The organism is bacterium (assembly GCA_030649055.1).
GTDB lineage: Bacteria > Patescibacteriota > Minisyncoccia > UBA6257 > JAUSGH01 > JAUSGH01.
The window spans coordinates 1-22,634 of the sequence record JAUSGH010000016.1; the positions used below are offsets into that span (position 1 = coordinate 1).

Sequence of the window (22,634 nt, forward strand, 5' to 3'; positions counted from 1 at the left end):
TCGTCGGTGGTTATGACTGCGATTTTGACGGGGGAGTGTTCACTGTTGATAAGCGCGTCAACGCTTACCATCCGATTATTTTTTTCTTGATCAAGCGTAATGCCGAGACCGCCAAGCCCTTCGCAGATTCTATTCCGAATGATGAATGACCGTTCGCCGATGGTGGCAGTAAATACCAAGAGGTCAAGCCCGCCCATCACGGCAACGTAAGCGCCGATATATTTTCTGACCGAATACATAAACGCGTCAATGGCGAGTTTTGCTTTTTGATCGCCGGATTTTTCCAGTTCAAGCAGTTCCCGCATATCCGGTGTTTTGCCGCTTAGCCCCAGCAGGCCGCATTGCGTATTAAAATAAGTTTCGAGCTCCGCCGGGTTCATGCCGGATTTTTGGAGAAGGTAAATCACCGCACCGGCATCAATGTTTCCGATGCGCGTGCTCATGGTAAGTCCTTCAAGCGGCGTAAAGCCCATCGAGGTGTCAAAACTTCGGCCATCTTTCACTGCGTGGATGCTCGCGCCTGAACCGAGGTGACAGATGATGACGCGGGAGGGAAGTGTCCCCAGCATCGCTTGAGCTTTTGTGATCACTGATTGCGCCGAAATGCCGTGATAGCCGAAGCGGTACACGCCGTACTTCGCGGCCATATCCTCGGGAAGATTATATAAACGCGCTTGAAGAGGGAGCGTCGCGTGAAACGCGCTGTCCGAAATTCCGGCAATGGACGCTCCGGGCAATGCGCGTTGCAGCTGCTCAATCTCCGCTATCGCCGGCCCAAGGTGCAGCGGCGCCCGTTCGCGCGCGTTGCGAAGATTCGCGAGGTACGTGTCGTCAATAATGCTATTTGTCAGAAAATAATTTCCCGGAGCGACAATGCGTACGCCGGCAGCTGCGATTTCATTCTTGTCGGCGATAACGTGCATCGTGAGCGCGGTTGCTAAAAGATATGCAAGCGCAGCGTCGTAATCCGCCTGACTTACAAGTGCTTTTTGGGATTGCTCGCCGATGTTTGTCGTCGCGACAAACGCACCGTCTTCCTTTTCGATATGCATCGTGAAAATTGCCGCGCCATTTGAATAGACGGCGTACTTTTTTGACGCGCTTCCCGTATTTATGATTAAGATTTTTTGTTCCATACCCAGTTTTCTACCTCATCTAAGTCAACACCGTGCGTTTTAATGTAGGCGGCGTGCTCCTCAAGTTTTTTGTCGTATACGTGATGGAGCGTCTCGGCTTTGTTCGTTTCAATCACGCCCGCGTTTGCCATACGCGCGAACACTTCTTTTGCCAGATGCCAGCGGCTGGTGCGGTTCCGCACGTGCATATCAAACGGTGTCGTGGTTGAACCGTTTTCGATATAACCCTTGACCATAAACCGATGATCGCCGCCTTTATCAAATAGAAATTGTTTGATGGTTTCCGGATAGCCGTGGAAGTTAAAAATCACCGGCTTATCTTTTGTAAAGTATTTTTCAAACTCCAGCCGCACGCGGCATGTTTCGCCGCCGATGCCGAGTGCTGAAAGTTCCAGAATGTTCACGAATCGGATTTTTATTTCCGGAGCTTCGCGTTTTATGATATCAATCGCCGCGAGGCACTCTTTGGTCAGGTAATCGCCGCAGGCGGCGAGTACGATGTCCGGCTCCGCGTCTGAGGCAAAATCCCACGTCATCAGGCCTTGTTTCAGTTCTTCCTGGGCTTGTGCCGGTGTCAGCCATCGCGGCTCCAGCGTTTTCCCGGCGATAATGAGGTTTACTTCATTTCGCGACTCAAAACAATGTTTCAGCACCGCAAGCGTGGTGTTGCCGTCCGGAGGGAAATACGCATGCGCGAGGCAGCCCGGCTTCAGCAGCACATTGCTCACAAACCCGGGGTTCTGGTGCGAGAAGCCGTTATGTTCTTGCCGCCAGCCGGAAGAAGTGAGGATGAAGTTCAGCGAGGCAACCTGTCCGCGCCACGGAATCTCCCGCGCGACTTTCAAAAACTTCAGGTACTGATCTACCATGCTGGAAATAATTTGGATGAAGGCCTCGTATGAAGCGAAGACCGCGTGCCGTCCGGTTAAAATGTAGCCCTGCATCAGGCCTTGCAACGAGTGTTCGCTAAGCATCTCCATTACCCGTCCGGATGGCTTCAAGTCCTCGTCCCATGCTTTTGTCGGCCCCACAAATGCGCGCGCGGTGGTCTTGAACACCTCGTCAAGTTTGTTGGAGTAGGTTTCGTCGGGAGAGAGCATGCGGAAATTTTCCGGATTGAGCTTGAACACCTCATTCAAATACAATCCCGCGCGACGCATGCTGCTGGAGCCAACGGTACCCGGTTTCGTCGCGTCTTCGGCAAATGTATCAGCCGGAGGCAGAATTAAATCTTTCAGTATTTTGCCGCCGAAGGCGTGGGGGTTGTTTCCCATGCAGAGCGACGGCTCGGGAACGAGCTGTTTGATTTCTTCAATGAACCCTTTTTCTTTGTCAAAAAGTTCGGCGAAGTTGTATGAGCGGAGCCATTTCTCCACCGCGTGCAATTCTTCCTTTTCGGTTTTGGTATTCGGCGCGACGATTTGGTGCGCAAGACAGTTGCCCTCAATTTTTTTGCCGCGGAGTTTTTTTATTCCGGTCCAGCCCTTCGGGGTTTCAAGAATGATCATCGGGAAACGCGGAGCGACAACGCCGGCGCCCTCACGTGCTTGCTTCTGGATATTTTTTATGGACTGGTAGCACTGCTCCATCACCGCGGCCATTTTTTCGTAAATCTTGTCGCCGGTGCCGCTGACGAAGTGCGGTTCGTAACCATAGCCGGAAAACAGATTCTTCAGATCTTTTCTGCCCATCCTGCCGAAAATCGTGGGACCGGAGATTTTATAGCCGTTCAAATGCAGAATAGGCAGCACCGCGCCGCATGTCTTCGGGTCAATAAATTTGTTGAGGTGCCACGCGGTGGCGGTGGGTCCTGTTTCTGCTTCGCCGTCACCGACAAGGCAGGCGACAAAAAGATCCGGATTATCCAGCACTGCTCCGTATGAAGTGGAGAGGGAATACCCCAGCTCGCCGCCTTCCAAGATCACGCCCGGCGTCCCCGGGTTGGAGTGGCTGGGGAATCCGTACGGCCAGCTGAAGTTTTTAATGACGTATCCCGCGCCGCGCTCATCTTGTGTCGCTTCGGGATAATACTTGCCCAACGTGCCTTCTATAAATAGGTTGGCCTGGAGGGCGGGGAAGCCGTGTCCCGGCCCCAGCACGAACATCATTTTTGCGCCGTGTTTCTTAATCAGCGCGTTCAAATTGGCGTAGACAAAGTTAATGCCCGGGCATGTCCCCCAATGTCCGAGGAGCCGGGACTTAATGTCGTCAAAACTCAACTTCCGTTCAAGTAAAAAATTATCCAGTAAATAGAGCTGCGCCGCGGTCAGATAATTCGCCGCCCGCACATACGCTTTAATCGGGGCAATTTCGCTGTTAGACATATGGTTACATTATAACCGATTGCGGGCGAAGTTGCTCGGATGCGCCTTGGTTAGCCGCCACTTCCTAAATATGATAAATGATGCTATCATGGTCACATATATGAATTTCGCGCTAACGAACAAAAAATTCGGGAAAATCGTGTTCATATTGACCGCGATTTCTTTTTCGTGGCTCGCGATGTTTGGTTTGCTTCATCATATGAGTGAAATGAGAATGGACAGCGCGATGGGCGGCAGTTGCCTATTTAACGGCCAAATTGAGGTGTGCGCCATGAATTTTTCAGAGCACATCGCCCTCTGGCAGGGGATGCTGGTGAGTTCGCCCCAAGATGTCGGACTGTTCGGGTTGCTTATATTGGCGGCCGTATTAGCCGCGGTAATCGTCTTCCGGGAAAAATCATTTGTTGAATTCTCCGAACGTGCCGCTTTGCGCCGGAGGCTCTACGCGAAACAGCATCCCCAAACCGGTCTTTTTAATTTACTGACAGAAGTGTTTGCTCGGGGTATTTTAAACCCCAAAATCTACGCGCCGGCAACGATATAGTCCTTGCGGGTTTGCCAAGTTCGGTTGTCTTTTGGCAAATAACCCCGCGGGGCTTTTTGTTTTGCGTCTTTATTAAGTAGCTTCTCGCAACAGCATGAATAAAAACATTGTTATCATCACGCTCGTCGTCGTCGGTTTTGTCGGTCTTGTGCTGTGGAGTAGTCCGGCCCAGCAATCCGTCGGATCAAGTACCGGCGCGGAAAGCGCGCTTGCCGCCGTTGAATTGTTGTATGACTTCGGCACAATTTCGATGAAGGATGGCAACGTCACAAAAGACTTTACGGTTACTAACCCCGGGGATTCGGACATCCTTGTCTCGTCTTTGGTAACTTCGTGCATGTGTACTAAGGCATCTATCGTTCGGGCGGACGGTTCGATTAAGGGTCCTTTCGGCATGCCGGGTATGGGCTTTGTTCCGCCGGCAAATGAAACAATCAAAGCCGGAGACAGCCGCGTCATTCGGGTGGTTTATGATCCGAACGCGCATGGGCCTGCCGGCGTCGGACCGATTGACCGGCTCGTCACACTTACCGATAAATCCGGCGGCGCGCTCCAGTTGGAAATAAAGGCGATGGTCACGCCATAACGGCTATGAGAAAAACCATAACAACTTTAGTCGTCATAGCCGTTGCGATTATTGGGATAGTTGTCTTAAAAAACAGCCCGGGGACTTCCTCGCTCATCTGGAGCGTAAGCAACAAGGGCGTGTGGCTACTTCCGCTGGTGTTGGTTTCCGCGCTCCTTGACAGCGTACATCCGTGCTCATTCTCAATTCTCCTCATCACGATCGCGTTCCTGTTCGGCATGCAACTGACGAGAAAGAAAATTCTAGAAATCGGCGGAACGTACATCGCCGGAATTTTTTCAGCGTATCTCCTGATCGGACTTGGAATTCTTAAAGTCCTGCACCTCTTCAACACGCCGCATTTTATGGGCAAACTCGGGGCAACGCTGCTCATCGCATTCGGAGTGATTAATATCTTGAATGAGTTCTTTCCGAAGTTTCCGATTAAGCTGAGAATTCCGTCGGTTTCCCACACGGCAATGGGACGACTGATGGAGCGGGCATCGTTTCCCGCCGCTTTTGGGTTAGGACTGCTTGTCGGCATATGCCAATTCCCATGCATGGGCGGGCCGTACCTCATGGTCATCGGCTTGCTCCGCGATCAGGTGACGTACTTCCGCGGCTTCGGTTACCTTGTGCTTTACAACGTGATTCTTATCGTGCCGCTTGCGGCGGTGCTGTGGGTGGCGGCGGATAAAACAATTGTGGATAAAGTGCAGGAATGGAAAAAATCAAACATGAAAGGGGTAAAGTTCTGGGCTGGACTTGCCATGATTATTATTGGCATATTAGTTCTCTTCATCTAACAAATTCATGAATGCAAAACTACCGACAATTGACGAGTTTCTGGTCAAGATAGAATCGCTGAAAGAAAAGGCGGGGGTTGATCTCTCAACCTCCGAAGATTTGAGTTTGGCCGTGATGAACCTGATTAGCCTGGAAGAACACTTCTTCTTTACCGGCGTAAAAACAAAAAAAGATGAATATTTTGACGCCTCGCAGGAAATCCGGAATCTCCGGAAGGAGCTGTTGGTAAAACTGATGCCGAATCACGAGGGAGAAACGTGGTGCATATCGAAGCATCTGCTCTCCGCCACCATGCGGCTCGTTGAGGTGGGAAATAAACTCCAGTCCGAGAATAAAAAAGACGAGGCGAAAAAAATGTTTGAGAAAGCGTACAAAGTATATTCAATTTTTTGGGCGCTCAAACTTAAATTGGTAGACGGCAAGGAGGTGAAGGAAACGGCAGGGAAGAGCGCAAATCTGGAGGACTTGGTAAACAAACTCGCGGACTGTTGCAAAGAGTAACGTCAAAATTATGGAAGATAAAAATAATATGACAGAAAAAACTTTCGGAGCGGCAGCGGAAAATAAATATTTGGTTCCGGCAAGCATTGTCGTAGCGGCAATTATTCTTGCCGGTGCGTGGATATATACCGTCGGCGTAAAAGCCGGGGCGCAGCAAAAAGCGGATATCGCATCCGGCGAGGAACAATCACCGGTGTCGGAATTGGAGGAAAAAGTTCTTCCGTCCGAAGGGGTTGAATTGCCGGTCGTGTGGGGCGAACTCGGGGCGAAGCTCGTCGACGCAGGAGTGATCGACGCGGATAAATTCAAGGCAATTTATGAACAGCGGGGAGCGTTTACAAAAGCGAATGAAGACCTGCTGCTCGGAAAGAATAATGGGTGGTTGGTTATGAACAGCGACAATGCCGGGTACCTGTTGAATTTACTTTGGGCGCTCGGTCTTGGAAGCAAAAATTCCGTTCTTGACACTGGCGAGATGATGAATCCCGCTTACGGCGGAGCCGGAAATTTTGCCTCCACTGGCGGCTGGACTATTGCCGAAGGTGACGCGATGGATCACTACAGCCGTCACGAGTTCTTTGCGCTTACGACGTCGCAACAGGCGCTTGTCGAAAAAGTATCAAAAGGAATCTACCGGCCATGCTGTGGAAACTCAACGCATTTTCCGGATTGCAATCACGGAATGGCAATGCTGGGACTCTTGGAGCTGATGGCATCGCAGGGCGTGAGTGAAGGGGATATGTGGAAGACCGCGTTGGCGGTAAATTCCTATTGGTTCCCGAACAACTACCTCACCATCGCGGCGTACATGGAAGGCAACGGTGTTGATTGGAAGGATGTCAGCCCGCGGGAGATGTTGGGGGCGAAGTACTCAAGTTCGCGTGGGTATGCCGACATTGCTTCGCAAGTGGCTGAGCCGCAGCAACGGAGCGTGGGAGGCAGCGGATGCGGAATTGATGCCGGTTCGCAGCCGGCGGCTCCGCAACGACAGCAACAACAGCCGGGTTGCGGAATATAGCGACAAGAGTCAAAATGAGATAACAATTAACGGCTTCCATATATATGAGTCCGGATAAAATTATTGTCGCTATCGCGAGTATATTGGGTGTGGGGTTTACCTACTGGTTTTTCCTAGGAAAAAAAGAAAAAGAAGTTCAGGTTTCCGATGCGGTGGACATCATCGTTGATGGCGGATACACTCCCGAAGCTATTTCAATAGCAAAGGGAAAAACAACGAAATTGAATTTCATCCGCAGAGATCCCACGGCGTGCCTTGAGGAAGTCGTGCTCGGGGATTTTAAGATCCGCAGGCAACTTCCTCTGAATCAAAAAGTAACGATTGAGCTTACACCTCAGCGGAGCGGAGAATTCACGTATTCCTGCGGCATGGGTATGTACCACGGAAAGATAATCGTGACCGAATAACATTATGTCGCAAACTAAAAAAACCTTTTCAATTAAGGGCATGCATTGCGCGTCGTGCGTGCTGGTGCTGGAGCGGTCGTTAAAGCAAGTGGAGGGGGTCATGCAGGCTACGGTTAACCTCGCGACCGAGAAGGCGACGGTCACATACGATCCGGAAAAAGTGACCGACAAAAAACTTTCTTCGGCGGTTTCCAATGTCGGCTACCAGGCCCTCATCACCGAAGAGATAAAAACAGAGGACGACGAGCAGAAAGAAAAACAGCAGGAACTCCGCAGTCTGCGGTTGAGGGTTGTGGTGAGTCTTGCGTTGGGCGGCCTTATTCTGTGGGGCGGGTTTCCGGGCCTCATGAAAACCGCGCCGATGATCTTGCAAAGTTTTTGGGTACAGCTATTGCTGGCCACCCCTGTCCAATTTTGGGCTGGTTTCAGTTTTTACCGCGCGACCATTTCGGCGCTGAAGCACCGGACGGCGAATATGGACACGCTGGTTGCCATCGGCACAACGGTCGCGTACGCATATTCCGCTGTCGTCACTGTGTTGCCGCAGTTGGTGAAAAGCGTCGGCATCGAACCCATGCCGTATTTTGACACTGGCGCGATCATTATCGGTCTCATTTTGCTTGGCCGTTATTTTGAGGCAAAAGCAAAAGCGGGAACATCCGAAGCCATTAAAAAACTGATTGGGCTTCAGGCGAAAACCGCGCGGGTGTTGCGTGACGGCAAGGAAATAGACATACCGATAAGCGAGGTGATGATCGGAGACATAATCCGGGTCCGGCCGGGGGAAAAAATTCCCGTTGACGGCGTTATTACCGATGGGGAATCATCTATTGACGAGTCCATGATTACCGGCGAGAGCATGCCCGCCGATAAGGCGAAGGGCGATTCGGTAGTTGGCGCGACCATGAACAAAACGGGCACGTTTATGTTCAAAGCCACGAAGGTCGGGTCGGACACAATGCTCGCCCGGATTATTAAATTAGTGCAGGAAGCGCAGGGAAGCAAAGCGCCGATTCAGCGGCTCGCGGATCTCGTGTCTTCATATTTTGTTCCGGTTGTGATCATGCTCGCTATTCTCACGTTCGCCGTCTGGTATATATTCGGTCCCGCTCCTACATTATTGTTCGCATTGCTTAACATGGTCGCCGTGCTTATCATCGCCTGTCCTTGCGCGATGGGACTCGCAACTCCAACGGCTATCATGGTGGGTACCGGCAAGGGAGCGGAGCACGGTATTCTTATCAAAGACGCGGAGAGTCTTGAGATAGCGCATAAGGTAAAAATAATTATTTTTGATAAGACCGGAACGTTGACGGAAGGGGAGCCGAAGGTCACCGACGTCATCGCGTACGGAGGATTTACGGAGCAGGATATTTTGCGTTATGAGGCAAGCCTTGAAGTTGGCTCCGCTCATCCGTTGGCGAAGGCGATTATTGAGGAAACCGAATTGCGTAAGGCAATGCCATTGGAGCCGATTGAAAAATTCCGGTCCATTGTCGGCCACGGCATCAGCGCGCTGATTCAGGGTAAATCTGTCTTTGCCGGAAAAGAAAAGTTGATGACCGATAATGGCGTGGACATTGCGTTGGCGAAGGGCGATATGAGCCGTCTGACCGGCGAAGGAAAAACATTGAGCTTGCTCGCCATTGACGGCAAGCTTGCCGGTATTGTCGCGGCCGCCGATAAAGTAAAATCTACGGCAAAAATGGCGGTGGAAAATCTGAAAAAAATCGGCATAGAATCCATCATGATCACCGGTGATAACGAGCGTACCGCCAATGCGATTGCCAAACAGGTGGGGATAACGCGCGTGTTGGCGGAAGTGTTGCCGGAGGAGAAAGAAGCCGAAGTGAGAAAGATACAGGCCGAAGGGAAAGTCGTGGCGATGGTGGGGGACGGCATCAACGACGCGCCGGCATTGGCCGCGGCGGATATCGGCATCGCGATGGGCAGCGGCACGGATGTTGCCATAGAAGCGGCGGACATCACCCTCATCAATAAAGATTTGCGCTCCGTTGTTTCGGCAATCGTGCTTTCAAAGAAAACAATGCGAACAATCAAGCAAAATCTTTTTTGGGCATTCGGTTACAATGTTGTGTTGATTCCTGTGGCGATGGGCGCGCTGTATCCATTTTTCCATTTGTTGTTAAATCCGATCTTCGCGTCAATCGCTATGGCGACAAGTTCAATTTCGGTTGTATCAAACTCCCTGCTCCTGAAACGCAAATCAATCGTATAGTATGAAGAAAAACTATACATTCCACGTGCTTGGTATGCATTGCAACGCGTGCGTGGTGCTGACCGAAAGCGAGCTTGGTGAGGTTTCGGAAGTATCAAGCGTCAAGGCATCGCTTGAACATTTGAGCGTTGAGGTGACCGGCGACTTCGGGGACAAAACCGCCGAACACGTCGCGCGTGATTTGAGCGGGGTTTTGAAGCCCCATGGCTACACGCTTTCACTTCTGCGGCAGCAGCATCACATTGCGTGGGGCGAGTTCCGCGTTGCGTTGCCGATCGCCGGAGCATTCATCGCGTTGTTTATTATTTTACAAAAACTAGGCATCGTGAATTTGATTACATCGTCGGAAGTCGGCTACGGCACGGCGTTTCTCGTCGGCCTCATCGCCTCGGTCTCCACATGCATGGCGGTGGTCGGCGGACTCGTGCTTTCCATGTCTGCGAACTTCGCGAAGGAAGGGGATAAAATCCGGCCGCAAATATTATTTCACGCCGGGCGGTTGGTGTCGTTTCTTGTTTTAGGCGGCCTCATCGGCGCGCTTGGGTCGGCGTTCCAGTTGGGCGCGACGGGTACGTTCGTTTTGAGTTTTATTGTTGCCATCGTCCTGCTGCTGCTCGGTATCAATCTCTTAGATATTTTTCCGTGGGCAAAAAAGCTTCAGCCGACCATGCCTGCCTTTATCGGTAAGCGCGTGCATGGGTTGAAGAACGTGAACCACACGCTGACGCCGCTTTTGGTCGGGGTTGCCACGTTCTTCTTGCCGTGCGGATTCACCCAATCCATGCAAATTTACGCGCTGACCACGGGAAATTTTTTAACCGGCGCGCTCGTCATGTTCACGTTCGCGCTCGGCACGCTTCCGGTGCTGGCACTTTTAAGCTTCAGCTCGCTCGGCATTCATAAAAAAGCGCAATCGGGGATATTCTTTAAGACGGCCGGGCTCGTGGTAATATTTTTTGGACTTTTTAATCTTATTAACAGTTTGGTCGGAGTGGGAATCATCCCACCGATTTTTAGCTTTTAGAAAAACTTTCTCATATGTCAACGGACAACAGAAATATCGCCCTATCAATCGTCGTCGCCGCGGTTTTCATCGCGGGAGCGATTATGTTCGCCGGAAGCGGTTCGAATGCAAATATCGCCGGCGCACCGCCCGCAAACAACGTGAGCGTCGTCGACGGCAAGCAATTCATCACCATCAACGCCAAAGGCGGCTATTACCCGCGAGTGACTGTCGCGAAAGCCGGATTGCCGACGGTGTTGAAAATGAATACGCGGGGAACATTTGACTGTTCTGCCGCATTGGCTATTCCGAGCTTGGGTTATCGCAACATGCTTCCCCCGTCAGGAGAAATGCTTATTGACATACCTCCGCAAAAATCCGGTACTGTCATGCGCGGTCTATGCGCAATGGGGATGTATAGTTTTACCGTTAACTTCAACTGATGTTGAGGTGCTGATTGTATTACGCCATTCAATTTTGCATTTTTATGCAACATTGCGTAAGCTTTCTAGTAAACGGAGGGGTCGCATAGTGGCCTAGTGCGCCACCTTGGAAAGGTGGTATACCGCAAGGTATCGCGGGTTCGACTCCCGCCCCCTCCGCAGTGAGCATAGCGAACAAGGTGGGGGTGGGAGTCGAACGGGAAAGGGGTCGGGGAAACGGGAGTTTCCCCGTGGCGGAAACATTAAAACCGCTGGGTTTTAAAGAGCGCGCAAGCGCGACGTGAGATTCTCCCGCCCCCTCCGCGCTGCGAAAAAGTCTTTACCGACACTTACTACGACACCGCCAACTATAAGTTGACGACAAAAGACATCTGGCTCCGCGAGCGCGATGGCAAATGGGAGCTGAAGATGGGGCTAAACGAAAACGGGAAACGGATTGCGGATCAGTACGACGAGATTGAGAACGAAGCCGATATTCGGAGCGCATTAAAACTTCCCGCGAGCGGGGAATTGCGCGGTGTGCTTGCGGCAAACGGATACGAGGCATTTTGCGTATGTAAAACCACGCGTAGAAAATATCGCAAGAACGATTTTATTATTGACTTGGACGCGGTTGATTATTCGGACTTTTCCTACAGCTTGGGAGAAATAGAGTTGCTCGTGAATGAAAAATTTGAAATTGGCGGTGCGATAGCGAAAATTTTGGAATTTGCAAAGGCATATAACCTCACCATCGCGCCCGTGCGCGGGAAGGGTGTTGAATATTTGAAACGCAAGAAGCCCGAGCACTACCGCGCGCTCATCGCCGCGGGAGTCGTGGAGGAGACGCCGTAGTTTTTTTCCTACTTCGTACTTCTTACGTCTTATTTCTTGTACTCCCTATTGCAGAAATAATCGGAATGGGCTACCATATTATCTAGTTGAGTAGCCCCTTTTTGATGGAGGTACCCATGAATACGCGCCGGTTCGTCTGCGCGCTCATCCTGAACGTCTTCGTGCTTGCAGGCGCGATGTTTCCCGAGGACAAAAAGCCCGCGCCACCGCCCACGAATCCCGGGTGGCATGAGCTGCTCTTCTACCGTGGTACGGGAAGTTCGTCGACGAAGCAGGAGGAGATGGGAAAGATTGAAATGGAGATGAACGGCGCACTCGCACAAATTCCTGGCATCGAGTGCATCAAGGTGAACCCGGTGTTTGGCAAGAGCAACAAGGACTTGCGGCTTGTGGTGCGGTACAAGGTTGGGGAGAACAAGGATCGTAAGCCGCCGAAGATCAAACTCTTTGACTTGCTGGACATTTCTGCGACTCGTCCGCGCGAGGAAGACAGCAAGCGGCGAGAGGAGTTCTACGAGGACGAAAAGAACCGCGGAATGAACCTGCTCTCTGATGCCGACTATTATTATGATGGTCGGCACCTCACCATCCTTATCTACGACCCCGCGCCGTAGAAACGCAATTTGAGAAGACGCGACCCCGCCAATCTTACAGGAAGGCGGGGTTTCTATTTGTGTTTTTTGTATTTTCTGGTATCATATATGCGAACCTTGAAAACTTCATAAACTCTTTTGTAAGGGAGTCATCCCGTGGACAAGCGCTCGATTCGTCGGCGCGAGTTCACCGGGATTCGTCGGTGGCTTGCGCAAAGGTTTGCATGTCTGAATGATGTGCAGGGGTATGTGCCACACGTGGACCCGAAGCGCACGGATTGCCTGTATTTGCCGCGCGAGTTTTCGGCGGCGGAAACATGGAGCCGTGAAACGCTGGAGGTTGCGGCATTCACATTGCTCTGCGTTATCATCAGTTCTTTGGCCATCGCGTGGCGATGGGGAATCGGTGGCATTGCGGTTGCGGTGAGCGTCGCCGGAGGTCTCTTCTACATCACGACGATCTGCGTCCGGCTCTACCTCACGTTTGTTTCATTGTTTCGCGGGAAACCGGAGACAGGTGACGCGTGCGAAGAAGAAAAGCCCGGCGATGTTCCGGTGTACAGCATTCTGGTGCCGCTCTATCACGAAGAACGGGTGATTCCGGGATTGCTCAAAGCGCTCACCGCGCTGGATTGGCCAAGGGAGTTGCTGGAAATCCTGCTCGTGGTGGATAGCGATGACGAGCTGACGATCGCTGTGCTCAAGCGGATGAAGCTACCGAAACACATTCGCGTCATCGCGGTGAGGCCCGACCCGTACCTGCGTTCCAAGCCACGCGTGTTGAACGCCGCGCTCTGCCTTGCAAAAGGGGAGTTTGTCGTCGTTTACGACGCGGAAGACCGTCCGGAGCGTGACCAGCTCAAAAAGGCATGGCGTATGTTCCGGCGGTATCCGAACATCGCATGCCTTCAGGCGCGGCTTGATTACTACAACGAATCGCAAAACGTGCTCACGCGGTGGTTTGTGGCGGAATACGCGGCATGGTTCGGATACACTTTGCCCGCACTCAGCGCCCTGAAACTGCCGGTGCCGCTAGGCGGAACATCTAATCATTTCCGCGCGGCGACGCTCAAAACCATCGGCGGATGGGATCCGTATAATGTAACCGAGGACTGCGACATGGGCATGCGCATCTATCGCCTGAAAGGCCGATGCGCAACGCTCATGCTTAACTCCACGACTTACGAAGAAGCAAGCGCGGACATTCGGAACTGGATTTGTCAGCGAAGACGTTGGATCAAAGGATTCTTCCAGACGTTCATTGTGCATGTCCGACATCCCGTACAGGCCATACGGAACTTCGGCGTGCGGGGATTCGCCGCGTTCACCTTTTGCACGTTCGGTGGGTCGGTCGTGCATCTCGTGAACATCGTGTTCTGGTCGCTGTTTGTCGTGTGGCTGTGCGGGGGAAACGCGCTCATCGCGCCGTTTTTCCCGCCCTTCGTGCGTGGCATGCACCTCTTCGCGTTCATCTTCGGCAACGTCTCGCTCGTCCTCTTGCACGTGCTCGTGGCACTCAAGGAGCGACGCTACATAACGGCGCTTGTTTCCGTCTTCATGCCGCTCTACTGGGGGCTGATGGCGGTTGCGGTCGTGCAAGGGTTCTACCAGTTGCTCACGAAGCCGCATCACTGGGACAAGACCCACCATTGGGGAGAGTTTCTTAACGACAGCGAATAACGGGTACGCACTGCGTGTGTGCCCGTTATTGATTTTTAACGCCCGGCTCTTGCGTTTTTTTGCGCGGCGGACTAGAGTAAAAAACAGTGTTTAGTTGTCTTCTTTTGTGAAGAGGAGGTTTGTGATGATGAAGGCAAAGAAGCCGGGATACCGTCGGATGGACATTGGTCCCAGTGCGGAAGATCGCGCCATGCTGACCAACGTCTTCGGAGACGTATTGGAGAAGAGGGAGTTGTGTGACGCCTACTTCCTCTTGTGGGATGCGAGGAGCGTCACCCCGTTCCATCACCACGGCAACTCGGAGGGGCTGATTCAGGTGGTCTCCGGGACGCTCTTCGAAGAGCGCTACAGCATGAAGACGAAGGAGCTGTTCGGACAGCGCGCCGTGGGAAGCGCCGGCAAGACCTTCCTGGAGCTCCCGCAGTTCATCCAGCGCATGGGGAACATGGGGGACGAGAAGGCGCTGTCGCTGCATGTTTTCCTCAAAGGTCCGATGAAGATGGAGGAGTTTGACCCCAAACTCTTCCTGCAGGCGCCGCCGCTTCCGTGGATGTAGTGGTGAAGTCGGAGGTGACCGATGAGAAAGAAGGAGCGCAGGTAGAGCAGAACGCGCAGACGACGGTTACCTTCGGTGACCGTCGTTTTGCTTTTTATACGCCCGCGTGTGATACTATCATCGTGAAACAGCGTTATTGGTTGATTTTGATACTTGTAGCCGCCGCCTTCTTACGGCTCTATAACCTCGGAAGCGGTGACCCCGTAAACGACGAGGTATTTTCGGCGTTTCGGGGCATAGCAATGATGGACTTTGATGAAGCGGAATTTCAAACAACGCCGCTGGAGTGGTTTGACGCGAAAGATCCCGCGAACGGTCGCTGGTGGATGAATCTTTCTTTCCACGACCATCCGCCGCTCGTGTTTGCGGTTCAGCATGTGTTCATGCGCGTGTTCGGTGAAAATAATTTCGCGTTTCGTCTCCCGTCCGCGCTTCTTGGTATTGCCTCCGTTTATCTGCTTTATGCCGTAGGCGTGCTGCTCTTTGCGCCGAATGTCGGCGTGATAGCTGCAGCGCTCATGGCGGTGACGCTCAATCATGTCTACGTCTCGCGCGTCGGGTTGCAGGAATCGTATGTGATTTTCTTTATACTTCTTACTTCATACTTTTTTATTCGCGCGTTGAAGAACGGCCGAGACTTCATGTGGGCCGGTGTCGCCTTCGGTTTAGGGCTGCTCGCAAAATATACCGTCGCCGTCATTGCGCCGATACTGGTGACCTACGCGGCTCTCTTTCGGCGTGACGTGTTCCGGAATAAATTTTTCTGGCTTGGCGGCCTCGCCGCGCTTGCCATCTTCAGTCCGGTGATTCTTTACAACATTGGCCTATATCAAGCGACCGGACATTTCGATTTTCAACTTTCATATATAGTCGGCCAGGATCCGGAGGTTTGGAGTGTCGCGCCGGGTAAAAACATCGGCACGCTCGGCGATCGCATTGCGAATTTCATCCCGCGCCTCATCGCGACAAACTCATGGCTGTTTCTCGCGCTCTTTGGTATTGCGGTAGTAGTATTCTTTACAAGAGCCGCGCTTTCTTATGCTAATGTTCTCAAGAACATTAGCATAAGAACATCCGAGTGGTTCCTCATTATTGCGCTTTTTTGGACTACGCTGCTTATCCTGAAAATCGGGCCATCGTACCGGTTTTTGACGATGCTCACGCCGTGGATGGCACTTGTCGTCGCCGTGATGTTTGTTGCCGTCTATGCTCGCGCGCAAGGCGCATCGTTTGGCGCCGCTATGTTTGTCGTATGCTCCATTATCCTCGCGTGGGAAACTGCCTACGCGGTAAATAACGAACTCGCCAATTATCCGCATGGTTCAACACCGCTTTTTGCCTCTAAAGTCCGTTACGAAAATTATAATTGGGGCTATAACGAGCTGGGGGATTACTTTGCAAACGAATTTGCGGGAAAAGCACCTGCGATTACCTTTGACGTGCGCTACCGTTTTCTTGAAAGATTGCGCGATGAGGCGCTCGCGAAAGCAAATGCCGAGGGAGCGCTGCTCTACCCCGCGTTTGTCGTCGCTGAAGGCAATTTTGACCACGGCGCGAAATTGTGGGTGCTTGACCGGCTGAACATTTACCACGCGTGGCCGATTATTTCCGGTGATACGTATCGCCAATATCTGAAAGACCATGGCGTGGATTATTTTGCCCGCGTCGGATTCAAAAATTATTATTTCATCATGCCGACAAACTCTGTTCTTCCGGCCGACCTTCGTCCGTTGACCGAAGGTACGGAAGAGGTGAATATAAAGAATAAGCGCGGCGATGTGGCGTTTAAGGTTTACGTCGGCGCCCTGTAGAATCAATCCTTACTAACAGGTATTCCTTCGACAAGCTCAGGAAATAATAGTCCCTGAGTTTATCGAAGGGCAACAATATGATACCGCGTCTTTCCATAATAATTCCAACTTATAATGAACGCGAAAATATCCCAACGTTGTTGCGGAAGATTTTTGACGTTTTGAAAGACGCGAGTATTGATGGCGAGGTGATTGTGGTTGATGATAATTCTCCCGACGGCACAGGTGTGTTGCTTGACGACCTTGCAAAAGATTATTCCCTGAGCTTGTCGAAGGGCCACCAATCACTTCGAGTGCTGCATCGTGCGGGTAAATTAGGACTTTCTTCTGCGGCACTTGAAGGGTTCGCGGCTGCGAAGGGCGATATTCTTGCCGTGATGGACGCGGACTTCAGCCATCCGCCGGAAAAACTGCCGGAGATGTTCCGGTTGGTTGAGAGTGGAGCCGCCGACATGGTCATCGGCAGCCGGTACATTCCGGGCGGAAAAATCATCGGCTGGGGCTGGTATCGCAAACTGCTTTCATGGGGCGCGACGCTCCTTTCGCGGCCATTCACGCGCGTGAAGGATACGATGACCGGATATTTTATGGTGAAGCGAACGTGCATCGCGGACGATATGGCGAACGGCGTGTTTAATCCGCGCGGCTTCAAAATTCTTTTGGAAATTCTCGTGAAGGGAAAATGCAAGAACGTGCGTGAAGTGCCGATAGTGTTCGTCAACCGCACCGCTGGCAAAAGCAAAAACGGCCCGCGCGAAATTTTCGCGTATTTGAAGAATCTGTGGGGCTACTTGCGTCAGTGAATAATGAAAAGTGAATAGTGAAAAATGATGGGTTGTCATCGCGACCTCGACGAAATGCCGAGAGTAATCTTGCGCTACCTTACTCTACTATTACGCGGTCGCGTAATAGTAGAGTAACGCCATTCTCTACAGTCGCGGAGTTGAATGATATTTTTTATGCACTAGACGGCCACTTACCAGTTGTTACCATAAACAGCAGTAGTTCGTTTGCTCTTCGGAGCAGAAAGGAGGCTCGTATGAGCCGGAGAAAGAATCGCGGGGACGCTACTCCTGTGCCGCTCCTGTTTGGGATGCTCATCGTGGGTGCGGTAGTCGCCGTTGTCGGAATCGTGTACTTCGCATGGCAGGATCGTGCGAAGATCAACGCGCAGCCGGCAGTCACGACTCCGGCGCCGACGCAATCCGACACGCAACCGGAGGCGACGAAGCCGAAGGAAGATCCGAAGCCGAAGGAGAAGCCGAAAGGCGATACGGCGGAGCTTCCGCCTGACGGCGCTCCGTCAAACCCGCTCTTTCTCGCATGGCGTGAACTCGAGAATGGCATGTCGAGCGGCGATGCGGAAGCCGTCGTCAAGAAGTATGGCGATTACGCCAACCTTGGCGATCCGTTCATCAGCCACGCTAAGGCCGGTGACACGTACATCTGGAAGTGGGAGTCGCGGAACAAGGAGTGGCGGACGCGCCTCCAATACAGCATCATGCGCTCCGGGACCACGCTTGGCATCTTCTATACCCAAGAGCACGTCGACTACACGAAGACCATGGCGAAGTAGGGCGACGCCATCGCGAATCATCATGCAGCGGCCGAGAAGGTTCCATCCTTCTCGGCCGCATATCATTTTTATCATTGACCGCGCGGTTGAATTTTTATACGATAGCAGTAGTTACGCGTTTTCATATCTCCCATTTTGTGGAGGTGTTCCATGGTACAGCAGTCATTGCTCGTGGATGGATTCTTTGTCGGCATGATAGCGCTCGGGGGACTTACTGTCTTTTCTGCGCTCCTCTACGTTCTCTGGCGGTTCACTAGCGTGTCGATTGTGGCTGCCGCGAAGCGCCTACGCGGGCGGTTTGGAGGATGCGCCGCATCGGTCGGCGCGATAATTGCCTTCGTCGTTGGCACGACAGCGGTCGTCTTCTTTTTCCCATTCGTGTTGATACTTCGGGCGATGAAGTACATGGAAACAACTAATGGTAACGTGTGGGCGTTCCGCGTCCTTTTTGGAGGTGGAGTCGCCCTCGCCGCTATCGGCGCCGCGCTCACGTTTTCCGCCATTCGTCACTAGGCCCTTTGCCGCCCACACCCTTCGGGGTCGTGGGCGGCTTGACATATGAGATGTATTACGATAGAATGAAAAGCAATCTGGGCATGTGCTTGGATTGGATCGTACCTTGAAAGGAGAGTTCCATGGGGCAGAAATACGATTGGCCGAAAGAGATTCCGGACGAGGCAATCAAGGAGGCCTTTGCGGGCTCCAACTTGGTGAGTTTCTCGGCGAGGCCCAACAACTGCATCGAGTACCGGTCCATCGCTTTCGGCGATCTCGGCTGGTGGCTGCCGCTGATGCGCGTGTTGCCGCTCATCGGTATCACGCCGCAGATGTTGAGGCCCGTGTTCAGCCCGCGGGAAAAGCGTGTTCAGTGCGAGAGCTGCGGGAACGGCTACAAGATCGTGAAAGTCGAGCTGCTGGAGATCATCGAGACCTATGAGCAGCTCGGCGGCTTCCCGATCGCTGACAAGCCCTTCCGGGAGCTGGCGCGGATTTTCGGGAAGTCGGTGGAGGTGTTGCGAGAGGACGGTGGCACAGGTGAACACTACTATCTGTTCACTGTGCACCCCTCAGGAGAGATCGTTAAAGTTGCGAAGGCATAGCCCTTCATATGGGCTAAGCTACTGGCGGCTTGCGTTTCACGCAAGCCGCTTCCTTTTTGAAAGAGCGAGAATTTACCGCCAAAGACAGCTAAGCTCTAATCATTTTACATACGCTTGACTTTTTCCGGCGCGGTTGGTATAATATCGCTTAGTAGTAGGTAAACAGAGGTAGGTAATAGAAGAAGGAGGCGTAGCAATGCGAGCGATAGAACAGTTTCGTAGCCTCGCGGCAGAGGATCGGTTCAAGGGTTGGCCGCTCGTGGGCGAACCGGAACCGGGACCCAAGATCCCGTTCTTCGGAGGAACGCTCAACTACAAGCTCCGGACGGGGAATGGTGTCGAGGACTTCACCTCGATCATCCGGCACTTCGGATGGGCGGTCTGCTTTGGGATCGTCAATCCGCGGGAGACGTGGCCGGATAACACGTATCCGGAAATCGATCATGGTCCGCACGTCGTAACACTCTGCCAATGGAAGCCCGGCGTGAATCAGGCGAGCTGGGAGCTCCCGCCAGGCGGAATTGGCAAGATCGATCCGAACGCAACGCTTGAGGAGATCACCGAAAAGACCAAACAGGCCTATCTCAAGGAAACGGGTCTGGGCGGCGGGAACTTCAAGCACATCGGCCACGTCATGATCGAGACGGGCAAGTACCGTGGCGCGGGACCGAACGACCACGGACTGCGCGCGCACCTCTTCCTCGCGACAGGTTTGGGGCGCGTGCAGGATGCCCGGAAGCCCAACCCGAACGAGATCATGGAAACGCTCATGGTTCCGCTCGATGAGTTCCCGGAAGTCCTGGCGTCCGGCCTCTTCGTGGAGGAGAGCGCTGTCGTCTGTGCCTACAAGGCACTTGTCGAAGTTGGTCTCCTCCGTTGGTCGAAGTAACGGTCGAGAAGAAGCAAAGTTGAGGCACGGAGCGCTTGCGTTCTGTGCCTCTTCCATTTTCTGCGCGGCGTTTGATCCCGTTAGAAGCAGGCCGCCCCAAGGAGGACAGAGCCACTCGCTAAAGGGCGAGGGCGGCTTCTAACGGGATTGACTTTTTTCTTTTGTCTCTATAAGCTATTATCTATAAGAGTTGAGCCCGTAGTTATTAGAAATTAGGTATTAGGATTTAGGATTTTTTCCCGTATGGGTGGTGTACCAACAAAAAAACGAACACACGGCAAGACGCGACGCGTACGATCGCATCAGGCATTGAAAAAGACGAATCTTTCCGTTTGCGGAAGTTGCAAAGGGCCGATTTTTGGCCATCGCGCGTGCCCACAATGCCGGACGTACGGCACGGGGACAGAAGTAGGAAATAAGAAGTAGGACATAAGAGGGCATCAACCTCCCTGGGCGTTCTTACTTCATACTTCTTAAATCTTACGTCTTTAATAAACTATGGCTACCCGTCAACTCGGTCGCTCCGTTGTTCTCCAATCGCTCTACGAGTGGGAGTTCTACAATCGCGCGCACGACTTGACGCAAATCGTTGAGCGCAACATGAAGGAGTTCGCGCCCGGAATGGATGAACCGGAGTTTGTTTGGAAAATCGTGAAAGGCGTCATTGAGCATCAGGGAGCGATTGACGCCATTATTGAAAAAGCCGCGCCGGAGTGGCCATTGGCGCAAATTGCCATCATTGACCGCAATGCCTTGCGCATCGGGCTTTTTGAGCTGCTCTACGCCAACCACGATGAAGTGCCGCCGAAGGTGGCGATTAACGAAGCGATTGAAATTGCAAAAAATTACGGCGGTCCCAACTCCGGAAAGTTTATCAACGGGGTTTTAGGCACCGTGTATAAACAGTTGCCGAGCCATGACGAAGAAGAAGCAAAAGCGCGCGCGAAGCGGGAAGAACGGAAAAAGACAAAAGAAAAAAGCAAAGAAGATTAGCGCGGTTGTCATTCCGGGCTTGACCCGGAATCTAGCTCGCGAGTTCTGGATTCCCGCATATGCCGGGAATGACAAACGGATTGTTGATGGATAACTCTGGCCTCCAAAAAAATATTGATTACGTCTTCAAAAAGCCGGCATTCCTTGCCGAGGCTTTGACGCACCGCTCGTATTTAAATGAACATCCCGGGGAAATAACCTCGCACAATGAGCGGTTGGAGTTTTTAGGAGATGCGGTGCTGGAGCTAGGCATTACGGAAGAATTGTACGGGCGGTTTCCACAGTACGAAGAGGGAACGCTCACCAGTTTGCGCGCCGCGCTCGTGAACTATCAGATGCTTGCAGTCATAGCGCGGTCGCTGGACGTTGAGCGATATTTGCGTCTTTCACGTGGCGAGGCAAAAGACACCGGCCGCGCGCGCGAGGTGATTTTGGCGAACGCGATGGAGTCCATCATCGGCGCCATTTATTGTGATGGGGGATATGCATCCGCGAAAGCATTCATTGTTCGCGCCGTTGCGCCGCGTCTCACGGAGGTGCTGGAAAAAAGTTTATATAAAGATCCGAAAAGTTCTCTGCAGGAAAAAATCCAAGCCGAACGGAAGCTCACCCCGACATACCGCGTGCTGGAAGAAAAAGGTCCGGACCACGACCGTGTCTTCGTGGTTGGCGTGTATTTTGGCAGTGAGCTGATCGCCAAAGGTTCGGGGCAGTCCAAGCAAGACGGCGAAGTGGAAGCGGCGCGCAATGCGCTGGAGCTTATCTCGAAGTAGCCGCCGAGAAACCTTTTGTTTTAAAGCAAAAGACCTCATCCCGTATTACGAGATGAGGCCTCACGTCTTTGTTGGTCGTTGTGACCGCCTCCGGTAGCGGATGACTTCGCGTACGAAGATGCCAAGCGCGATGCCGAGAGACATCGCGCCGATGTCTCCGAAACGCGAAACGATGCTGCAACCCATGAGGTACCAACCTGCCTCGGGATTGTAGAGAAACTCCCGGTCGAGCGTCATGTAGAGTGCCGATACGCCGATGAATGCGAAAAGCGCCAGGAACGCGTTGCGGTTGCGGAGTGTCGCGCCGAGCATGACGCCGATGAATCCGAACACAAGCGCCGTGGTGATCGCGCCCATCAGCTCCTCGCTCCGGAGCTCAAAGTTGGGATGCAGGCGCTTCAAGTGAACGGGGTCTGCGTATATCCCGTAGAAAATCGTCAGTACGATGGATGCGGTTGTGACGAAGAGCGGTAAGAATTTTTCGTGCCGGCCTTCGCGTCGCTCGCGCAGTGAATGATGCTTGCGTCGTTCACACATGCGTAGCAACACTGCGACTCTTCGTTCCAACGGTTGGCTATGCGCGAGGTGTGATACGCGCCATTCGCGTTCGGCGCGCAGTGGACGCCCTTTTGGCCATTTGCGCATCAGGAGTAACGATAGCGCGAGCATGGGAATCCACAGCATGACGCTCGTGTCCGCCGCACGGAGGAATTGATACCACGTGGGCGTGAATGAACTCGCGGGAACGGCAACGGCAAGCGCCGCCGCGAATGCCGCAATCGTTAGCAGGGCCAGCTGCCCGAGCTGGAAGTAAATCCAGCGGAACCGTTTCCCACCCATGG

25 protein-coding genes and 1 tRNA gene are annotated in these 22,634 nt (G+C 52.7%); 23 read left to right on the forward strand and 3 right to left on the reverse strand.

Features of this window, described 5'->3' with window-relative positions; genetic code table 11:
- Both Q7R85_03570 and Q7R85_03575 read right to left on the reverse strand, forming a co-directional pair.
- Positions 1 to 1,136, reverse strand: a 1,136-nt coding sequence (locus Q7R85_03570; protein MDO8585166.1) for an acetate/propionate family kinase, incomplete at its 3' end; no start/stop codon positions are given.
- Positions 1,118 to 3,460: a phosphoketolase family protein gene (locus tag Q7R85_03575; GenBank protein ID MDO8585167.1), complete on the reverse strand. Its 2,343-nt coding sequence runs from the start codon at positions 3,458 to 3,460 to the stop codon at positions 1,118 to 1,120. The genes Q7R85_03570 and Q7R85_03575, both read right to left, overlap by 19 nt.
- A gap of 88 nt (positions 3,461 to 3,548) precedes the next feature.
- On the opposite strand from Q7R85_03575, the gene Q7R85_03580 reads away from it, so the two are divergent.
- From Q7R85_03580 to rnc, 23 genes are all read left to right on the forward strand, one after another.
- Positions 3,549 to 4,004, forward strand: a complete 456-nt coding sequence (locus Q7R85_03580; GenBank protein ID MDO8585168.1) for a hypothetical protein — start codon at positions 3,549 to 3,551, stop codon at positions 4,002 to 4,004.
- 94 nt (positions 4,005 to 4,098) lie between these two features.
- The gene (locus Q7R85_03585; GenBank protein ID MDO8585169.1) at positions 4,099 to 4,590 is read left to right on the forward strand and encodes a DUF1573 domain-containing protein; all 492 of its coding nucleotides are present in this window, start codon (positions 4,099 to 4,101) and stop codon (positions 4,588 to 4,590) included.
- A 5-nt stretch (positions 4,591 to 4,595) separates the two neighbouring features.
- On the forward strand, positions 4,596 to 5,375 hold the full coding sequence (locus Q7R85_03590; GenBank protein MDO8585170.1) for a cytochrome c biogenesis protein CcdA: 780 nt from the start codon (positions 4,596 to 4,598) through the stop codon (positions 5,373 to 5,375).
- A 7-nt stretch (positions 5,376 to 5,382) separates the two neighbouring features.
- Entirely contained in the window at positions 5,383 to 5,877 is a 495-nt protein-coding gene (locus Q7R85_03595) for a hypothetical protein (GenBank protein ID MDO8585171.1), read from the forward strand.
- A gap of 28 nt (positions 5,878 to 5,905) precedes the next feature.
- Positions 5,906 to 6,895: a hypothetical protein gene (locus tag Q7R85_03600; protein MDO8585172.1), complete on the forward strand. Its 990-nt coding sequence runs from the start codon at positions 5,906 to 5,908 to the stop codon at positions 6,893 to 6,895.
- Positions 6,896 to 6,939: 44 nt separating this feature from the next.
- A complete protein-coding gene (locus Q7R85_03605) occupies positions 6,940 to 7,302 on the forward strand; it encodes a cupredoxin domain-containing protein (protein ID MDO8585173.1) in 363 nt (120 codons plus the stop codon).
- A 4-nt stretch (positions 7,303 to 7,306) separates the two neighbouring features.
- Positions 7,307 to 9,541, forward strand: coding sequence for a heavy metal translocating P-type ATPase (locus tag Q7R85_03610; GenBank protein MDO8585174.1), 2,235 nt, complete (start codon positions 7,307 to 7,309; stop codon positions 9,539 to 9,541).
- Between the two features lies 1 nt (position 9,542).
- Positions 9,543 to 10,565, forward strand: coding sequence for a sulfite exporter TauE/SafE family protein (locus Q7R85_03615; protein MDO8585175.1), 1,023 nt, complete (start codon positions 9,543 to 9,545; stop codon positions 10,563 to 10,565).
- A 14-nt stretch (positions 10,566 to 10,579) separates the two neighbouring features.
- Complete coding sequence (locus Q7R85_03620) at positions 10,580 to 10,987, forward strand: hypothetical protein (protein MDO8585176.1); 408 nt, start codon at positions 10,580 to 10,582, stop codon at positions 10,985 to 10,987.
- 74 nt (positions 10,988 to 11,061) lie between these two features.
- A tRNA-Ser gene (locus Q7R85_03625) sits at positions 11,062 to 11,146 on the forward strand.
- Positions 11,147 to 11,272: 126 nt separating this feature from the next.
- Positions 11,273 to 11,821, forward strand: a complete 549-nt coding sequence (locus Q7R85_03630) for a CYTH domain-containing protein (protein ID MDO8585177.1) — start codon at positions 11,273 to 11,275, stop codon at positions 11,819 to 11,821.
- 116 nt (positions 11,822 to 11,937) lie between these two features.
- The gene (locus Q7R85_03635) at positions 11,938 to 12,435 is read left to right on the forward strand and encodes a hypothetical protein (GenBank protein ID MDO8585178.1); all 498 of its coding nucleotides are present in this window, start codon (positions 11,938 to 11,940) and stop codon (positions 12,433 to 12,435) included.
- A 135-nt stretch (positions 12,436 to 12,570) separates the two neighbouring features.
- On the forward strand, positions 12,571 to 14,094 hold the full coding sequence (locus Q7R85_03640) for a glycosyltransferase (protein ID MDO8585179.1): 1,524 nt from the start codon (positions 12,571 to 12,573) through the stop codon (positions 14,092 to 14,094).
- A gap of 124 nt (positions 14,095 to 14,218) precedes the next feature.
- On the forward strand, positions 14,219 to 14,650 hold the full coding sequence (locus Q7R85_03645; GenBank protein ID MDO8585180.1) for a hypothetical protein: 432 nt from the start codon (positions 14,219 to 14,221) through the stop codon (positions 14,648 to 14,650).
- A complete protein-coding gene (locus Q7R85_03650; GenBank protein ID MDO8585181.1) occupies positions 14,641 to 16,461 on the forward strand; it encodes a glycosyltransferase family 39 protein in 1,821 nt (606 codons plus the stop codon). The genes Q7R85_03645 and Q7R85_03650 overlap by 10 nt, the downstream gene beginning before the upstream one ends.
- Positions 16,462 to 16,538: 77 nt before the next feature.
- Positions 16,539 to 17,264: a polyprenol monophosphomannose synthase gene (locus tag Q7R85_03655; protein MDO8585182.1), complete on the forward strand. Its 726-nt coding sequence runs from the start codon at positions 16,539 to 16,541 to the stop codon at positions 17,262 to 17,264.
- 236 nt (positions 17,265 to 17,500) lie between these two features.
- A complete protein-coding gene (locus Q7R85_03660; GenBank protein MDO8585183.1) occupies positions 17,501 to 18,037 on the forward strand; it encodes a hypothetical protein in 537 nt (178 codons plus the stop codon).
- 150 nt (positions 18,038 to 18,187) lie between these two features.
- Positions 18,188 to 18,550: a hypothetical protein gene (locus Q7R85_03665; protein MDO8585184.1), complete on the forward strand. Its 363-nt coding sequence runs from the start codon at positions 18,188 to 18,190 to the stop codon at positions 18,548 to 18,550.
- Between the two features lie 122 nt (positions 18,551 to 18,672).
- The gene (locus Q7R85_03670) at positions 18,673 to 19,137 is read left to right on the forward strand and encodes a hypothetical protein (GenBank protein ID MDO8585185.1); all 465 of its coding nucleotides are present in this window, start codon (positions 18,673 to 18,675) and stop codon (positions 19,135 to 19,137) included.
- A gap of 196 nt (positions 19,138 to 19,333) precedes the next feature.
- Positions 19,334 to 20,026, forward strand: a complete 693-nt coding sequence (locus tag Q7R85_03675; GenBank protein ID MDO8585186.1) for a hypothetical protein — start codon at positions 19,334 to 19,336, stop codon at positions 20,024 to 20,026.
- 243 nt (positions 20,027 to 20,269) lie between these two features.
- Complete coding sequence (rpmF, locus tag Q7R85_03680; GenBank protein ID MDO8585187.1) at positions 20,270 to 20,452, forward strand: 50S ribosomal protein L32; 183 nt, start codon at positions 20,270 to 20,272, stop codon at positions 20,450 to 20,452.
- Between the two features lie 72 nt (positions 20,453 to 20,524).
- On the forward strand, positions 20,525 to 21,019 hold the full coding sequence (gene nusB / locus Q7R85_03685) for a transcription antitermination factor NusB (protein MDO8585188.1): 495 nt from the start codon (positions 20,525 to 20,527) through the stop codon (positions 21,017 to 21,019).
- A 68-nt stretch (positions 21,020 to 21,087) separates the two neighbouring features.
- On the forward strand, positions 21,088 to 21,792 hold the full coding sequence (rnc, locus tag Q7R85_03690) for a ribonuclease III (protein MDO8585189.1): 705 nt from the start codon (positions 21,088 to 21,090) through the stop codon (positions 21,790 to 21,792).
- A 60-nt stretch (positions 21,793 to 21,852) separates the two neighbouring features.
- Here rnc and Q7R85_03695 read toward each other — a convergent pair.
- Positions 21,853 to 22,634 (reverse strand): hypothetical protein (locus Q7R85_03695; GenBank protein ID MDO8585190.1); only part of this gene is annotated, 782 nt, incomplete at its 5' end.

Excerpts from the sequence above, each read along its gene's own strand:
- Q7R85_03575 (MDO8585167.1), bottom strand. The coding sequence starts at position 3,460 with ATGTCTAACAGCGAAATTGCCCCGATTAAAGCGTATGTGCGGGCGGCG.
- Q7R85_03580 (MDO8585168.1), top strand. The coding sequence starts at position 3,549 with ATGGTCACATATATGAATTTCGCGCTAACGAACAAAAAATTCGGGAAA.
- Q7R85_03585 (MDO8585169.1), top strand. The coding sequence starts at position 4,099 with ATGAATAAAAACATTGTTATCATCACGCTCGTCGTCGTCGGTTTTGTC.
- Q7R85_03590 (MDO8585170.1), top strand. The coding sequence starts at position 4,596 with ATGAGAAAAACCATAACAACTTTAGTCGTCATAGCCGTTGCGATTATT.
- Q7R85_03595 (MDO8585171.1), top strand. The coding sequence starts at position 5,383 with ATGAATGCAAAACTACCGACAATTGACGAGTTTCTGGTCAAGATAGAA.
- Q7R85_03600 (MDO8585172.1), top strand. The coding sequence starts at position 5,906 with ATGACAGAAAAAACTTTCGGAGCGGCAGCGGAAAATAAATATTTGGTT.
- Q7R85_03605 (MDO8585173.1), top strand. The coding sequence starts at position 6,940 with ATGAGTCCGGATAAAATTATTGTCGCTATCGCGAGTATATTGGGTGTG.
- Q7R85_03610 (MDO8585174.1), top strand. The coding sequence starts at position 7,307 with ATGTCGCAAACTAAAAAAACCTTTTCAATTAAGGGCATGCATTGCGCG.
- Q7R85_03615 (MDO8585175.1), top strand. The coding sequence starts at position 9,543 with ATGAAGAAAAACTATACATTCCACGTGCTTGGTATGCATTGCAACGCG.
- Q7R85_03620 (MDO8585176.1), top strand. The coding sequence starts at position 10,580 with ATGTCAACGGACAACAGAAATATCGCCCTATCAATCGTCGTCGCCGCG.
- Q7R85_03635 (MDO8585178.1), top strand. The coding sequence starts at position 11,938 with ATGAATACGCGCCGGTTCGTCTGCGCGCTCATCCTGAACGTCTTCGTG.
- Q7R85_03645 (MDO8585180.1), top strand. The coding sequence starts at position 14,219 with ATGATGAAGGCAAAGAAGCCGGGATACCGTCGGATGGACATTGGTCCC.
- Q7R85_03655 (MDO8585182.1), top strand. The coding sequence starts at position 16,539 with ATGATACCGCGTCTTTCCATAATAATTCCAACTTATAATGAACGCGAA.
- Q7R85_03660 (MDO8585183.1), top strand. The coding sequence starts at position 17,501 with ATGAGCCGGAGAAAGAATCGCGGGGACGCTACTCCTGTGCCGCTCCTG.
- Q7R85_03665 (MDO8585184.1), top strand. The coding sequence starts at position 18,188 with ATGGTACAGCAGTCATTGCTCGTGGATGGATTCTTTGTCGGCATGATA.
- Q7R85_03670 (MDO8585185.1), top strand. The coding sequence starts at position 18,673 with ATGGGGCAGAAATACGATTGGCCGAAAGAGATTCCGGACGAGGCAATC.
- Q7R85_03675 (MDO8585186.1), top strand. The coding sequence starts at position 19,334 with ATGCGAGCGATAGAACAGTTTCGTAGCCTCGCGGCAGAGGATCGGTTC.
- rpmF (MDO8585187.1), top strand. The coding sequence starts at position 20,270 with ATGGGTGGTGTACCAACAAAAAAACGAACACACGGCAAGACGCGACGC.
- nusB (MDO8585188.1), top strand. The coding sequence starts at position 20,525 with ATGGCTACCCGTCAACTCGGTCGCTCCGTTGTTCTCCAATCGCTCTAC.
- rnc (MDO8585189.1), top strand. The coding sequence starts at position 21,088 with ATGACAAACGGATTGTTGATGGATAACTCTGGCCTCCAAAAAAATATT.